We start from the raw sequence: 14,087 nt of genomic DNA, 5'->3' as shown, positions 1-14,087 counted from the left end.
TTTTTTAAACGTTGTCAATGGTTTTCAAGATTTATGTAGGTATGTAATGTATTTTTACAAAATAAAGGTTGTTTTTACGCCAAAAAGAGTAAAATCCTTTCAACATTCTGAAGGATTCTACTCTTTTTAAAATGTAAATATATTGGTTATTCTTATGCTGATTTCATAGTTGGTGCTAATTCACTTTTCTCTACTTCTGTTTGGTCATTGTTTTTCGATTGATAGACTGGCTTTTTCAATAAGCCAATGATACAAGCGGTAACGACAGAACCAACAGCAATACAGAGGATATAGAGCAATGGATTACTGGCTGCTATCGGAATCACGAAGATTCCTCCATGTGGAGCTTGTAGTGAAATACCCAATGCCATACACATTCCGCCACCGATCGCTGCCCCAACAATGTTAGCAGGAATAATCCGTAATGGATCATTAGCGGCAAAAGGAATAGCGGCTTCGGTAATAAAAGAAGCTCCCATAATATAAGCAGCTTTGCCAGCATTGCGTTCTTCGATAGTAAATTTATTTTTGAATAATGTTGTTGCTAAGGCGATCCCTAGTGGTGGAACCATACCTCCAACCATCAGAGCAGCTGACGGTTCAAAAATCTGATTGGCAAACATGGCGAGTCCAAAAGCAGATGCGGTTTTGTTAATCGGCCCACCCATATCTGATGCCATCATACCTGCAAGTAAAGCACCTAACAATATCGCATTCGTCCCTGTTAAGCTATTGAGCCATCCCTGTAACGATACGTTAATCCAAGCCATCGGTGTATTCACGACAAAGTACATAATAATCGCTGTTACAAATGAACCGACTAAAGGTAGAATCAACACAGGCGACAGACTTTGCAAGGAATCAGGAATCCCTCTCACTAATCGTTTGATCGCTAAAATACTATATCCTGCGATAAATCCTGCTAACATCCCGCCGAGGAAGCCTGAACCACCGAGTGTGGCAAGCATTCCGCCAATCATCCCCGGTGCTAGACCTGGACGATCTGCAATACTATAGGCAATATACCCTGCTAATACAGGAACCATTAGAGCAAAGGCTGCACTACCACCTGCTGTACTCAAAAAAGCAGCAAACGGATTATAATCAGGGCTTGTTGGATCAGCGGCATGAATACCGAACATAAATGAGAGCGCAATCAATATTCCGCCAGCGACGACGAATGGAATCATAAAGGAGACACCATTCATAATATGGCTGTAGATTTTAGGCTGTTTGAGACGTGTTTTTTCTTTTGCTTCTTTGAGGTTGGATTGACCGCCATTTTGAGCGACACCTTGACCTGCTATCGCTTCTTCAATCAAATCTTTAGCATGATGAATACCGTTTTTGACCGACGTTTGAACCACTTTACGGTTACCAAAAACGCTCATATCGACTTTGACATCGGCGGCAACAACGATTCCATCCGCTTGCTCAATATCTTCCGCTGTTAATTCATTTTCAACACCTGTTGATCCGTTTGTCTGTACTTTGATCTGTACTCCCAATTCTTGAGCAGCATTTTTTAATGATTCTGCCGCCATAAAGGTATGAGCAATTCCTGTAGGACAACCGGTAACGCCGACGATTTTTTTGCCTGCATGTTTTTTATCACTATGCAGAGCGGCTGTATCTTGTTGTTCGGCTTGTTCAAATAGGCGCACAATCTCTTCACGATCACGTGCCAGAATAAGCTTCGCTCTGAACAATTCATCCATCAAAAAAGTAGAGATTTTGGATAGCGTTTGCAAATGTTCAGAAGACGAATGTTGATCAACCGCAATCATAAAAAACAGATTACATGATTCTGTGCTGTAATTAATACCGCTTAGTGATCGACCCATAATAATTGCGGGCGCTTTAACTCCTGCGGACTTGGCATGTGGAATAGCAATCCCGAAGCCCACTTCAGTCGGTACCTGTTCTTCACGCGCCCAGATATCTTTTTTAAATTGCTCAATATCGCTCAAATAGCCGTTATCGTTTAACTTTTGCGCTAATTCATCTATCAATTCTGCTTTGGTGGTAGCGGTGACATCCAATATGATATTTTCCGGTTGTAACACACTAGAAATCTTCATGATTGATCACTCCTCTTATAGCTCTCCCAATTTATAAAGGGATGCTTTACCTGTTGATCCGAAAAGATCCATTTTTTTCTTCACTAATTCTGTTGCCGCTTGAGTCGCTTCAGGCATTAAGAAATCAGGTTCATAGGCATTAGGATTCGCATCGAGTGTTTTTCTTAATTGATTGTAAAAGGCTCTCTTCATATCTGTAGATAAATTAATCTTAGCGATACCATACTTCACCGCTTCTCTGATTTCTTCATCTGGATTATCTGAACCACCATGTAAGACTAATGGAATTTTCACTTTTTCATGAATCTGTTGGAGTCGATCAATTTTGATCGAATGGTCTTTCGTTTGTGGATAGATACCGTGTGAAGTCCCTACTGCAACAGCCAGTGTATCAATACCTGTCTGTTCTACAAAAATCGCCGCTTCATCAGGATTCGTATACAGAATCTCATCTGCTCCACCTTCAGAGCTACCTTCATTACTACCGATCGTACCCAGCTCACCTTCAACCGATACATCCACCAGATGTGCTAATTCTACAGCTTCTCGAGTAGCCGCAATATTTTCTTCAAAGGGTAAATGCGAAGCATCCATCATGACTGATGTATAGCCGTTACGAATCGAGCGTGTAATATCTTTGATACTTGCTCCATGATCCAGATGAATCACAAACGGTACTTTCGATTTGGATGCAGCTTCACGGACATAAGCGACAAAACTATCTGTGACTAGATCAATTTCGTTCGGATGGATCTGCATAATCGCAGGTGAATTTTGTGCTTCTGCGGCATTGATGACCACTTTGACGAACTCACTATTTGCTACATTAAAAGAACCGACTGCAAATTTATTCTCATACGCCACTTTAAGTAAATCTCTCATATTGATTAACATTTGAATGCCTCCTAAGGGTTATTTGGAAGACCAGACTTCCAAAAATTCATCATAATTGGTGATTTTGAGTAGCTTTTCTGTCATATTGGTCTGCTTGAATACATCATAAATTTCTTCAAAAAATTTGGTGTTGTTCACCTTTTGATTTTTGGGTGGGATAAATAGAAAGATGATCTGCGCCATCTGATCGCCCCACAGTATTTTTTGCTTATTGATAGCGACCAGTACACGTAATTTTTTGTTATCTCCACAATCAAAGGGATGGGGCATCGCGACTAGATTTCCTATATTGGTACTCGACATTTTTTCCCGTTCCAGAATACTGGTATACAGATGTTGAATATCTCCTAATTCTGTAAGGGTTTTCAATAAATCAGCAGGTTGATCCTCATCTAAAAAAAGAGATCGTTTGGCGATAAATAATACTTCAATAATCCACGATTTAACTGGATCGAAATATTTTTCATATCTTCACTGGTAATCATTTCACTCACGACAATTATATTTTGAGCCTGTAATTGATGTTGTTCGGCGATCTCGCTTGTCGTAATAATCGTCTCTATTCCTTCAGGCAGAAGATGAATTTCATGATTAGCGAGCAGACTGTCGATTTTGATATTCGGAAAATACAGATTGATTTTGCGTTCTAATAGCTTGCCCACTAACGGGTTTTTGCCATAAATAATCGCTATACGTTTGCGTGTCTCTTGAGAGTTCTCGATAATACCCATCACATGAAGCGTTAAATAACCGATTTCATTTTCCGGGATTTTGATATTTAAGCAAAATTGCAATTCTTTCGCTAACACAACCGCAATATTATAAGCATTAGTGTATTCTGATTTTATTTGAGCAATAAAAGGATTTTCGACAGGAAAGTAATATTTTAACGGATATAAAGACTTGGTAATATGAGCAAGTAGTCGATCGAACAGTTCTTCATTTTTGTAACTGACAAATCCATATTGCCCTCCAACGTTCTGGATTACGGCTTTGATCTTCGCTTCGATCTCATTGGATTGCTCATGTTCGATGCCTTCATTTTTTTTCGGTAAAATCTGTAGTGCAATCAGCAGATAACCTAGATACTGATACTCGTATTCATCAAATGGAGTCTTTAACTCCATGGTCAAACGGTTCAAAATAGAACGGGCGATACGTAATTCTTCAAAGCTTGTATGATCAAGACGCATATCTTGTGCTGCGATAGGCTGTCCGAGTTCAACCCGCTTGAGGCTGATCAGTACATTCACACAGATCGAAAATAATTCCTGTGAACTCAGTAGCAAATGATATCGTGCGACTTCTTCCTCGATACATGTATAGATAAAAGTAATCGCTGATTCGTTAAACCAATCGCCAAAATAATACTGTAGCGCTTCATCCAATGACATACGTTTGAGACAATCCGCAGTCACTAGCTTTTTGAGTAAAATTCGCTTCTCGACTTCGCTTCCTTTAAGCCGAATCCCTTGAAAAATAATCGCTTCGATCTCAATATTCTGCTTTTCTGCTTGAATAGTCTGCAACAATTTCTGTACATCTTTGCGAATCGTTTGTGTAGAAAAATAAAGATTTTTGGCTAAATCTTCATAAGTGATAAAGTCTGTCTGTGACAGTAACGCTTTAATAATATGGAAAGCTCGCTCTTCATAATCATCTTCATTCTGATGGAGATTCGACAAGTCTCCGACAAGCTTGTATCCTTTGCGAGTGTTACCTGTGATAATCGCTTTATCTAAATAATTCTCGTTGATTTCTTTGATGTCATTGCGTATCGTTCTCGTCGTTACATCAAATAGATTAGCTAATTCGCTCCCACTCACAAAGTCATGCTCCGATTGTTTTAAATGCTCCAATAGCTTAATGTAACGTTTCCGCATTTGTTTTCCTCCTCGCATTTATACTAATGCAAGCGCTTTATTTACACCAAGCCTATAGTGTTTCCTAATAGTTAGGAAGTGATTTGTTGTTTGTTCTATGATACCCACCTTTTAAATATCTAAGAGACTTCACTATTTAAGAATCTTTTGCGAAAAAGGAACAGCAAAAAGCCAACCTTGATCAAGGCTGGCTTGGGATAGATATAAGAGTCATATGATTTAATCGAACGTTACTTCTGAGCGATTGAACTTGTTGTTTCTGTCGATTCTTTTGCTTCACCATGTCCTGCACCGAATAAATTCAATACCACGACTCCAACAACGATAAGCCCTATACCTACCATACTTCCTGTATTGATCTTTTCTTTCCAGATGAGTACAGAGATCAATGCTGTCGCTACAGCTCCTACACCTGACCAGATCGCATACGTCATATTAAGTGGTAACGTTTTGAGCGTTAACGAAACAAAGTAAAATGAGATCACAAAAGCAACAATGGTCAGCAATGTCGGATATAACTTGGTAAATCCTTCAGAAGCTTTGAGCATCGACGTTCCAATCAATTCGCCTATAATTGAAATTGCCAAAAACAGATATGCCATTATGATTGCTCCTTTATATCATTTCTAAGTTCTTCCATAATCTGTTGTTGTAACTTATCATCAGGTGGCGCCAGACCAAACATACCTGCGAACCATAATCCATCCACCACTAATCGCGCCATCGTAGCACGTACTGGATCAAGTTCATCATGTTCGAGTTTATGCTGAATATCTTGATAATCTTCTTGCAATAATTTAAGCATTTTGGGATGAGTAAAGTGTGCTACCGATAGTGCGGTATATAGACCATCTACATCCTGCTCTTCTGAAAATGAAGTCTCTACATAAGCACGTGTCCATTTCCCTTTAGAATCGGAATCTTGCTCAGCTCGTTGATATAATTCTCCGGTAAAATGATTGGACATCCGTTCGACCATGCCTAGAATCAATTCCTCTTTGTTCGGAAAATGATATAGTAGTCCGCCTTTGCTGATGCCTGCTTGTTTGGCTACTGCTTCTAACGTTAATTTGTCTACGCCTTCTTCACGTACTACATGAGCAGCCGCTTTGAGAATCGTTTCTTTTTTTAATTCTTTTTTAGTTGTTGTCATCATTGATCACCCATTTAAATATACCGTCTGGACGGTTTTATTTCAAGTGAAATTTTAAAATAAAATCACTCAAAATAACAAAATCCCTGAACGAATGTTGAATATACTTCATCATCCATCAGGGCTTTTATCATCGATTCTATTTAATTAAAGAGATTGCAGATAGGCTTCAAGTCGATCCCATGTTTCGCGAATACCTTGCTCTACTCCCATCTCGATCACCTGTTGCAAAGCTTCCACAGATTCAAAGCGAGAATGACTGATTAATTGAGTCTGCCCGTCCTGATCTGCAAATAACATCGTAATATGACTAGGTGGCATTCCTTCCACCTCATTGCCATCGGCATCGGAGAAATAATCGGTATAGACTATTTTTTGATTAGGTTCAATCTCATGATAGACGGCTTTGCCCCATGATTCATATCCATAGAAATCACCTTGCGTGGGATCGATACACTTCATACAATAATGCCAGATCCCTTCTGGACGAAAATCGATATTGCAGACCGTTAGCGTCCATCCATTAGGCCCCCACCACTCTGTCAAATGTTCTGCTGTTGAGAATGCTTGAAATACCTGTTCACGTGTAGCATCGAAAACCCGTTCTAGCACTAACGTTTGACCTTCTACTTTCGAGATCATTTTAGATGACATGATTCATCCTCCTGAAATGTAGTTTGGGTAATGGTTATAGATGCTCATTCTCTAGGTTGCTACGTTAAATATACTATCAAAACATGCCTTTATTAAAGTCATATTTACACCAATAATCAACATTTCTAGGTTTAGGTATAATTCATACGATTATTCTATAAAAAAAGAACGCTCCAGCCTATAGCCAGAACGTTCTTTTTGAATTTTCCACTTTTACTGATTGATTCTTGTCGCTGTTACAATATCTCCAAATGCCCAATGAGATGCTGGAACATCCGACCACTGAGATGTAGTTGTCTCTACGCTTGGTGTTAGATTCAGTAATCGATTGAATAAGGTAACCGCTTGTGCACGGCTTAATGTCTGGTTCGGCTTGAATGTACCATCTGGCATCCCTTGCATATAACCTGCTTGCTGAACTTGAGCAATAGATACGTCTGCCCAGTGTCCTTTCGTATCCGGGAAAATAGGACCTTCTCCGCTAAGCTTCATCCAGCGAGCAAGGATCGTCGCCATTTCAGCTCTAGTGATTGGACGTTCCGGTGCGAATGTGTTCGGACTATCCCCTTGCATCCAACCTGCGGCAGTAACCGCTTGAATCGCTTCTGTACTCCATTTGCCAGCAATCACATCACTATACTTCGATGTCTGATCTGTTGTTGTGGAAGATGTAGATAAGCCATCTCCTCCCAGACGAACAAGAATAGATGCTAACTCGGCGCGTGTCACAGTACGATTGGGTTGAAAAGTCTGATTCGGATAACCTTGCATATAAGGTTCTTTCGTTGGCTTGCTTTCGCTTGTCTTGTCATGATCTAGCGATTTCTCCAGATGAACAATTGTAAATGTACTGAATTTGTTAACGCTAAATTGTAATGCAGAAGATCCATTGTCTTCAGAGATTACTGTAGGTTGTAGTAACTCTTTGGTTCCATCACTGTGTTCAACATAGATCATTAGATTGTTCACAAATGTCTGACGTTCTGTTGTGGATGCTGGTAAAGCTTGCTCTGGTAAAGGAAGAACTAGATTCACAGGCTGTCCTTGTAGATTCGTATCGATCTCTACAGGTGTACCGATCACTTGTACGGTTCCATTGCCTATAGCAGATTGTATGAGACGATCTTGTTGCACACGTTCGTTAACCGCTTGTTGATCGGTTGCTTTTTGCAAAGGAAGAATCGCAAATTGACGATCTGCTCCTAATGCAGACAATGTAGCTACAGGTAGAATCAGTTGTGCATGATTAGTATACACTTCTAGATTCATTTGATTATTTACCAATATGCTCGCTGTTTGTTGAGGTAAACCCAATTGTAATTCACTAACTTCATTGTTGGGGTCTGGCATCATAAGACGTATAGTTGATTTACCTTCTGCTTTTACTTTTTGCACCGTTTCTTGTGCTTGGGACGCTTCGTAATTAACAGTGTCTTTTTTGGTTCCATCTGCTAATGTTGTACGTTTAATTATAAGGTTAGAAGAAGTAATATTCTCAGTCGCTACTGCTGAACCACCGCCACCTTTACTGGAAGAATTACCCGTAGTAGGAGTAGGCTCTGGAGTCGGTGTTGGTTCTGGATTAGGAACAGGATTAGGCGTTGTGCCTCCATCCGGTTCAGTCGCTTCTAGATCACGTGCAAATGTTAAATAGAAATCATCTAATGATCCCCATGCTCCACCACCCGCTTGAATTGTAGCACCTACGGTTAACATTCCATCAGTTACTTTGATGTCTTTCAGTTCAGGCTGATTCCATTGCACCCAGCCTTTAACCCCTGTCTCTGCTTGTACTTCTTGTCCACCCGTAGAAGCAAATAAAGCCATCTGGGATGGATTCGCTTCGCCACCTTGAATCGACATGGAGAGATCATAATAACCGGGCTTCAGTCCTTGTACGATCTGCTTCACTTTAAAATTCACACCATCCGCTGAAAAGAAATGGAGCGAATATTGTCCAGATTTGGCATCTGAAGCTTTGTTCTGGAAATCAGTATGCGGTGTACTTCCATCGCCATACGTCACTTCCCACATACTACGATCATTTTGTTCGAATCCACCATTGAGCAGTAGATTGGGACGGCGAATATCCAGTTTTGCTTGTGCCGCGTATCCACCGGTAGCTGTTCCTTTGATCGTATACTGACCTGCACCTTGACGTAGTGCATCTTCTAACTCTTGCTGATCCCAAACTACAGCTAGTGTGCCTGTAGTACCGTCATTATAAGTTGCTGTCACTACACTAGGTAATGGGATAGGATCACCTGCATTAGCTGTAATATTCACAGTTTGCACTTCATCGACTTTGAGCGTTGCTACTGCACCCGTGTTTACGTATTTGAATACATTGAGCGAAGGTAATGGATGACCTGCAAAATCAAACAATGCCTGATTATCGACAGCACTACCGCCATACCATTTACCCGCATCATCGGGATCATATTCTGCCGCATAACTGGATGCCCAACCTGATCCATATTGTTCCCATAGTTTTTTATTTTGTTCGATATTTTCTTTCGGCCCTACAGGTAACCATGCAGGTTCCCAATAAAATACACCTATGCCGGCATCTCCAACTTGCGATACCGCTTGGATCACATTACGCACAGATGTCGCTTGTCCTTGAGCGCTGATCGGATAATCAAGCGTCTGTCCTGAACTGCGAGGCGCTGTATTTTCATGACCGTCTCCATCTTCGGCTGTATAGGCATAAGACGTTTCAGCGACCATCACTTTTTTGCCATACGTATCGGCTACTTGCTTCAATACAGCAGTCAAATTGCTCAGTGTACCGTGCCAGAATGGATAATACGAACTGGCAAATACATCATAATCGACTCCTTGTTCCGCAAGCGCTTTGGCATAAGAAAGATAACGACCCGGTGTCTCTGGATTCGTAAAATGTAGCGCAATTAGAATCTTATGATCTACTGCTCGGATCGCCTGACTGCCTTTATTGAACAATCTGCTGATATTCACCCAGTTATTTTCCCCTATAAATGATTGATTCGTTTCATTACCTACTTGCACCATACCTACATCTATCCCTGAATCTACAATCTGTTGTAGGCTTGTCTTGGTATAATCATAGACCGCTTGTTCTTTGTCCGCTAGATTAAGGTTTGCCCATGCTTTCGGAGTATGTTGCTTACCCGGATCTGCCCAGAAATCAGAATAATGGAAATCGACTAACAATTTCATACCATTTGCCGTCGCTCGTTTTCCCATTTCGATCGCTTTGGCAAGATCATTATCTCCGCCACCATACCCTTTACCATCTGCTGTATACGGATCATTCCAGATACGCACACGAATATAATTGACACCGGATTGTTTGAACGTTGTAAATATATCTTGCTCTATCCCTTGCTCATTATAGAAACGCACGCCACTTTGCTCCAGTGAGAGAATACTGGATACATCGACCCCTTTAATAAAGTCTGATTTCAAGCCCGGTACTTTTTGGACAAAAATATCGGCTTGTACAGGTGTGGTTGTATCGGTGCTTGTCTGCTTCAACTTCACTGCATCAAGATATCCCCATGCGCCTGCTCCACCTGTGATTCTAGCTCCAATCTTAAGGTTAGTCGTCGGCTCAGTCAGAACAAATTTCAATGTGACCGTTCCCCACTGATTGTATCCTGTTGTTGCCACGTCATTACTTTGTTCACTCCCTGCGAACAATTGAACATGACTTCCTTCTGCTCCTGTACCGCCCATCGACTGGACAGATAATTCGTAGCTTCCAGCAGAAAGTGTAGGCACATTCTGACTTATGGTGACTTGCTGGCTAGTCGTGGATTGATCGCTTATCCAATATTTGAACGCATACGTATCTTCTGAGGGTGTAATAAAAGAATCATTCGCATACGCATATTGCTGAATATCAATTAATTTCCAATCTGAAGAATCCACTTGCCATGATGAATCATTCCAAAAGTCACTTTCAAATCCTCCATTTTGAATCCATTCTTTGTCACTGGTTGCTGCTGCTAATGCAGGTGTCAGATGAACCGGTAATAGACCGATGATCATCACCATTACTAACAACAACGAAGCTATCTTTTTCTTTCTTTTCAATGGTGTATCCCCTTTCGCTCTATCTATGTGTATATCTTCACATAAGCACTGTTCTTTTATGTAAAGCGCTTACATATAACTGTGATCACTATAGCATCCTCTTTTGCACAGCAACATGGGACGATTGCAACATTTTGTGTTTTTAGGCAAGCATTTTGGTGAGAACTGTTATTCCGACTGTTTAGATTGGCGATATATGGAATTTTGGTCAAAAAAAGAACCTTCCATCTGCAAAACAGATCAAAGGTTCTACTATTTACATTACCGTATGTTATCTTATGTTGCTCCACATCAAGCTATACCTTTTTAAAGACTTTGGTATCCATATCTAGCTCAGTCGCTGGATAATCGCTTAGACCTAACGTGTCAGAAGTGGAGGCATGAATACTTTGGAAAAGATCTGGATGTTCCGCCAGCTTTTTACCATACGAAGGAATCATGTCTCTAAGCTTAGGTTCCCATTCTGGCATCCGTTGCGGGAAACATTTTTGGAAAAGATCGAGCATAACATGTACAGCTGTCGAAGCACCGGGTGAAGCACCTAGCAACGCAGCAATCGATCCGTCAGCAGCACTGACGACTTCTGTCCCGAATTGAAGTGTACCTTTGCCATCTTCTGTGTCTTTAATAACCTGCACACGCTGACCAGCAACGACGATTTCCCAATCTTCGCTTTTGGCATTAGGAACGAATTCACGTACTTCTTCCATCCGTTTATCGTTTGACAGCATCACTTGTTGAATCAGATATTTGGTTAGCGCCATCTCTTTTGCTCCTGCGGCTAACATCGTGAACAAGTTGTTCGGTTTGACCGAATTGATCAGATCCATATTTGAACCCGTTTTCAAGAATTTCGGCGAAAAGCCTGCGAATGGGCCGAATAGTAATGCTTTTTTATTACCAATATAACGTGTGTCCAAATGCGGTACAGACATCGGCGGAGCACCTAATTTTGCTTTACCATAGACTTTGGCATGATGTTGTTCAATCACTGCTTGATTGGTACATGACATAAATACGCCACTAACCGGAAATCCACCAATATGCTTGGATTCAGGAATACCTGTTTTTTGAAGCAACGGTAGACTACCGCCACCACCGCCAATAAAAACAAATTTGGCAATATGAAGTTCTGTTTTGCCTGTGCTAATATTATGGACTTTGACTTCCCATCCACCTTCGGCAGCACGCTTGATATCTTTAATCATATGTTTATAGTGTATTTCTACATTTTTAGTTTTGAGATCGTCGAATAAAATACGAGTTAACGCACCAAAGTTCACATCGGTTCCATAATCGATTTTGGTAGCGGCGATTGGTTCATTCGATGTACGACCTTCCATCATTAATGGAATCCATTGTTTTAATTTAACCGGGTCTTCTGAATATTGCATGCCTTGAAATAACGGATTTTCCGAAAGCGCTTTAAATCTTTTATTCAGAAAAGCCACATTACTTTGTCCTAACACAAAACTCATATGTGGAATCGGCTTAATAAAGTCTTGTGGTCGACGAATAATATTGCGCTTTACGAGATGAGACCAGAACTGCTTGGATAATTGAAATTGTTCGTTAATATTAACGGCTTTGCTAATATCGACCGATCCATCTGGCTTCTCTGACGTATAGTTCAGTTCACACAGCGCAGCATGACCTGTTCCTGCATTATTCCATTCGTTAGAGCTTTCTTCTCCTGCATTGGCTAGCTTCTCAAATACTTTGATTTCCCATTCGGGTGCTAACTCTTTAAGCAATGACCCCAAAGTCGCACTCATGACTCCGGCACCAATTAAGATAATGTCTGTTTTTTTCGGTATGCTGTTCATAAAAACCTTCCTTTATCTCTTTATATTTGCAAAAAAGAGCAGGCGCTTCTATCCAGGTCATTCCAGAAGCAAAGCTCCACTCAGGAATATACGTTATCTGTATTCATTATAACCAAATTATCTTCTATTTAAAATATTATCGGCATGTGTCTCTTCATTATAAACTATTTTGATCTGGTAAAAAATGAGAAGATTGACTGAAATAGTCGAACATCTTAAAGTCTATCGGGTTACTGTGCTTTTGTCTAGCAATCTACAGCTTTTATTATGTTATATTATACATAATATGTAGGTCAAAAGGATACGTTAGCTTTGGATAGGAACTACGTATCCTTTAGGTACAGCGATCATTATATAGTTGGCATTACAACGTTGCTATCGAATGTTTCAGTCTAAATCGATCTCCAGTATCTTCAATCTCATATAGATAACAACGTGAAGCAGGCATATCAAAAGGACGATGCAAAATCAACATCCATTGCTGATCAAAAGTCTGAAAAAGCATCCCGTGACCGCTATCTTCTTTCACTAATGGCTCCAATTGTTCCCATGGACCTGCAAGTGTACCACTGATTGAGCGAGCAATCGTCTGCACATAGCTATCTCCTTCATAGCTTGACCATAACATCATCAGCTTACCGCCAGATGTACGATAAAGCTGACAACCATCGGTGACATAGACAGATATCTCTTGATCCTCTGGCGCATGCTGTTGCTGGGATAACCACGGTGCCGAAGAAGCTTGTAATAACGTCATCGGTTCTCCGATAGCAGTTGATAAGTCAGCATCAAGACGCACCGCTTCGATCGTACCGTCAATCGTCTGAATCCATTCATGACAATAGACCATCCATGGCTCATCTTGTTCATCCATATACAGCGTGCCATCTAATGTCATCTGAGTTGAAGATACCACAGGAGCTTCCGGGTTGATCATTTCAAAAGGGCCTGTTGGTGAATCGCTCACAGCAATCACAGTACCTCTCCAATGCTTCTCATACCCTTGAACAGGCTCACCATCTAGCTTCCGCTCTTGATTATGAAGTGTCACAAATAAATAGTACCGACCTTTATAAGCGTGTACTTCAGGAGCCCAAGCCCCATGTTGAGGATGTGCCCAACTATTTTCAGGTACGGCAAAGACAAGATAAGGGCCTTTCCAAGACTCCAAGTCCTGACTGGTATACGTCAAGACTCCATAAGATGCTACCCCGTGTAGTGAAGGTACTGCCCCGGTATATAAATAATATGTACCTGTCGATGAATCTGCTAACACAAATGGATCATGAGCAGGAATATCAGTTAGACGATGACCTTCTTGCGGTTGACTCACATCACAAGCACTATTATAGACAGTCATAGCGATCAGCTCCTTTGATTGAACACGCTTTCAAAAATAGATAAAGTATACCCTTTATAGATGTTGAAGTCTATTCAAATCAAGTATAGTCTGCAAGCAATCGGTATATCCATCATCCTATTCTCAATACTAACAACAAAACGCAAAAAGTCGGAG

10 protein-coding genes are annotated in these 14,087 nt (G+C 40.7%); all 10 read right to left on the bottom strand.

Annotation, left to right across the window (positions count from 1 at the left end):
- Positions 1–152: 152 nt before the first annotated feature.
- Positions 153–2,081 (bottom strand): PTS fructose transporter subunit IIABC, encoded by a 1,929-nt coding sequence (locus RCP16_RS19130; RefSeq protein WP_308641054.1) that lies wholly within the window; start codon positions 2,079–2,081, stop codon positions 153–155.
- Between the two features lie 15 nt (positions 2,082–2,096).
- On the bottom strand, positions 2,097–2,975 hold the full coding sequence (locus RCP16_RS19125) for a ketose-bisphosphate aldolase (RefSeq protein ID WP_308641053.1): 879 nt from the start codon (positions 2,973–2,975) through the stop codon (positions 2,097–2,099).
- An 18-nt stretch (positions 2,976–2,993) separates the two neighbouring features.
- Positions 2,994–3,344, bottom strand: a complete 351-nt coding sequence (locus tag RCP16_RS19120; RefSeq protein WP_308641052.1) for a PTS sugar transporter subunit IIA — start codon at positions 3,342–3,344, stop codon at positions 2,994–2,996.
- 23 nt (positions 3,345–3,367) lie between these two features.
- Complete coding sequence (locus tag RCP16_RS19115; RefSeq protein WP_308641051.1) at positions 3,368–4,858, bottom strand: BglG family transcription antiterminator; 1,491 nt, start codon at positions 4,856–4,858, stop codon at positions 3,368–3,370.
- A 230-nt stretch (positions 4,859–5,088) separates the two neighbouring features.
- Positions 5,089–5,460 (bottom strand): DMT family transporter, encoded by a 372-nt coding sequence (locus tag RCP16_RS19110; RefSeq protein WP_137224747.1) that lies wholly within the window; start codon positions 5,458–5,460, stop codon positions 5,089–5,091.
- Positions 5,460–6,011 carry a TetR/AcrR family transcriptional regulator gene (locus tag RCP16_RS19105; RefSeq protein ID WP_308641050.1) on the bottom strand — a complete coding sequence of 184 codons (552 nt, stop codon included), beginning with the start codon at positions 6,009–6,011 and terminating at the stop codon, positions 5,460–5,462. The genes RCP16_RS19110 and RCP16_RS19105 overlap by 1 nt, the downstream gene beginning before the upstream one ends.
- A gap of 147 nt (positions 6,012–6,158) precedes the next feature.
- Positions 6,159–6,665, bottom strand: coding sequence for an SRPBCC family protein (locus RCP16_RS19100; RefSeq protein WP_308641049.1), 507 nt, complete (start codon positions 6,663–6,665; stop codon positions 6,159–6,161).
- Positions 6,666–6,878: 213 nt separating this feature from the next.
- Entirely contained in the window at positions 6,879–10,706 is a 3,828-nt protein-coding gene (locus RCP16_RS19095) for a glycosyl hydrolase 53 family protein (RefSeq protein ID WP_308642509.1), read from the bottom strand.
- Between the two features lie 335 nt (positions 10,707–11,041).
- Positions 11,042–12,571, bottom strand: a complete 1,530-nt coding sequence (locus tag RCP16_RS19090) for a malate:quinone oxidoreductase (RefSeq protein ID WP_308641048.1) — start codon at positions 12,569–12,571, stop codon at positions 11,042–11,044.
- 364 nt (positions 12,572–12,935) lie between these two features.
- A complete protein-coding gene (locus RCP16_RS19085; RefSeq protein ID WP_308641047.1) occupies positions 12,936–13,931 on the bottom strand; it encodes a glycoside hydrolase family 43 protein in 996 nt (331 codons plus the stop codon).
- Between the last annotated feature and the right edge of the window lie 156 nt (positions 13,932–14,087).

It is taken from the genome of Paenibacillus nuruki, from assembly GCF_963311185.1.
GTDB classification, from domain to species: Bacteria; Bacillota; Bacilli; order Paenibacillales; family Paenibacillaceae; genus Saccharibacillus; species Saccharibacillus nuruki.
The sequence above is the reverse complement of the archived record's forward strand: the minus strand, read 5'-3'. Positions and strand labels throughout refer to the sequence as shown.

What these genes read in the sequence shown, in the direction of transcription:
- RCP16_RS19130 (WP_308641054.1), bottom strand. Translation starts at nt 2,081, where the DNA reads ATGAAGATTTCTAGTGTGTTACAACCGGAAAATATCATATTGGATGTC.
- RCP16_RS19125 (WP_308641053.1), bottom strand. Translation starts at nt 2,975, where the DNA reads ATGTTAATCAATATGAGAGATTTACTTAAAGTGGCGTATGAGAATAAA.
- RCP16_RS19115 (WP_308641051.1), bottom strand. Translation starts at nt 4,858, where the DNA reads ATGCGGAAACGTTACATTAAGCTATTGGAGCATTTAAAACAATCGGAG.
- RCP16_RS19110 (WP_137224747.1), bottom strand. Translation starts at nt 5,460, where the DNA reads ATGGCATATCTGTTTTTGGCAATTTCAATTATAGGCGAATTGATTGGA.
- RCP16_RS19105 (WP_308641050.1), bottom strand. Translation starts at nt 6,011, where the DNA reads ATGACAACAACTAAAAAAGAATTAAAAAAAGAAACGATTCTCAAAGCG.
- RCP16_RS19100 (WP_308641049.1), bottom strand. Translation starts at nt 6,665, where the DNA reads ATGTCATCTAAAATGATCTCGAAAGTAGAAGGTCAAACGTTAGTGCTA.
- RCP16_RS19095 (WP_308642509.1), bottom strand. Translation starts at nt 10,706, where the DNA reads ATGGTGATGATCATCGGTCTATTACCGGTTCATCTGACACCTGCATTA.
- RCP16_RS19090 (WP_308641048.1), bottom strand. Translation starts at nt 12,571, where the DNA reads ATGAACAGCATACCGAAAAAAACAGACATTATCTTAATTGGTGCCGGA.
- RCP16_RS19085 (WP_308641047.1), bottom strand. Translation starts at nt 13,931, where the DNA reads ATGACTGTCTATAATAGTGCTTGTGATGTGAGTCAACCGCAAGAAGGT.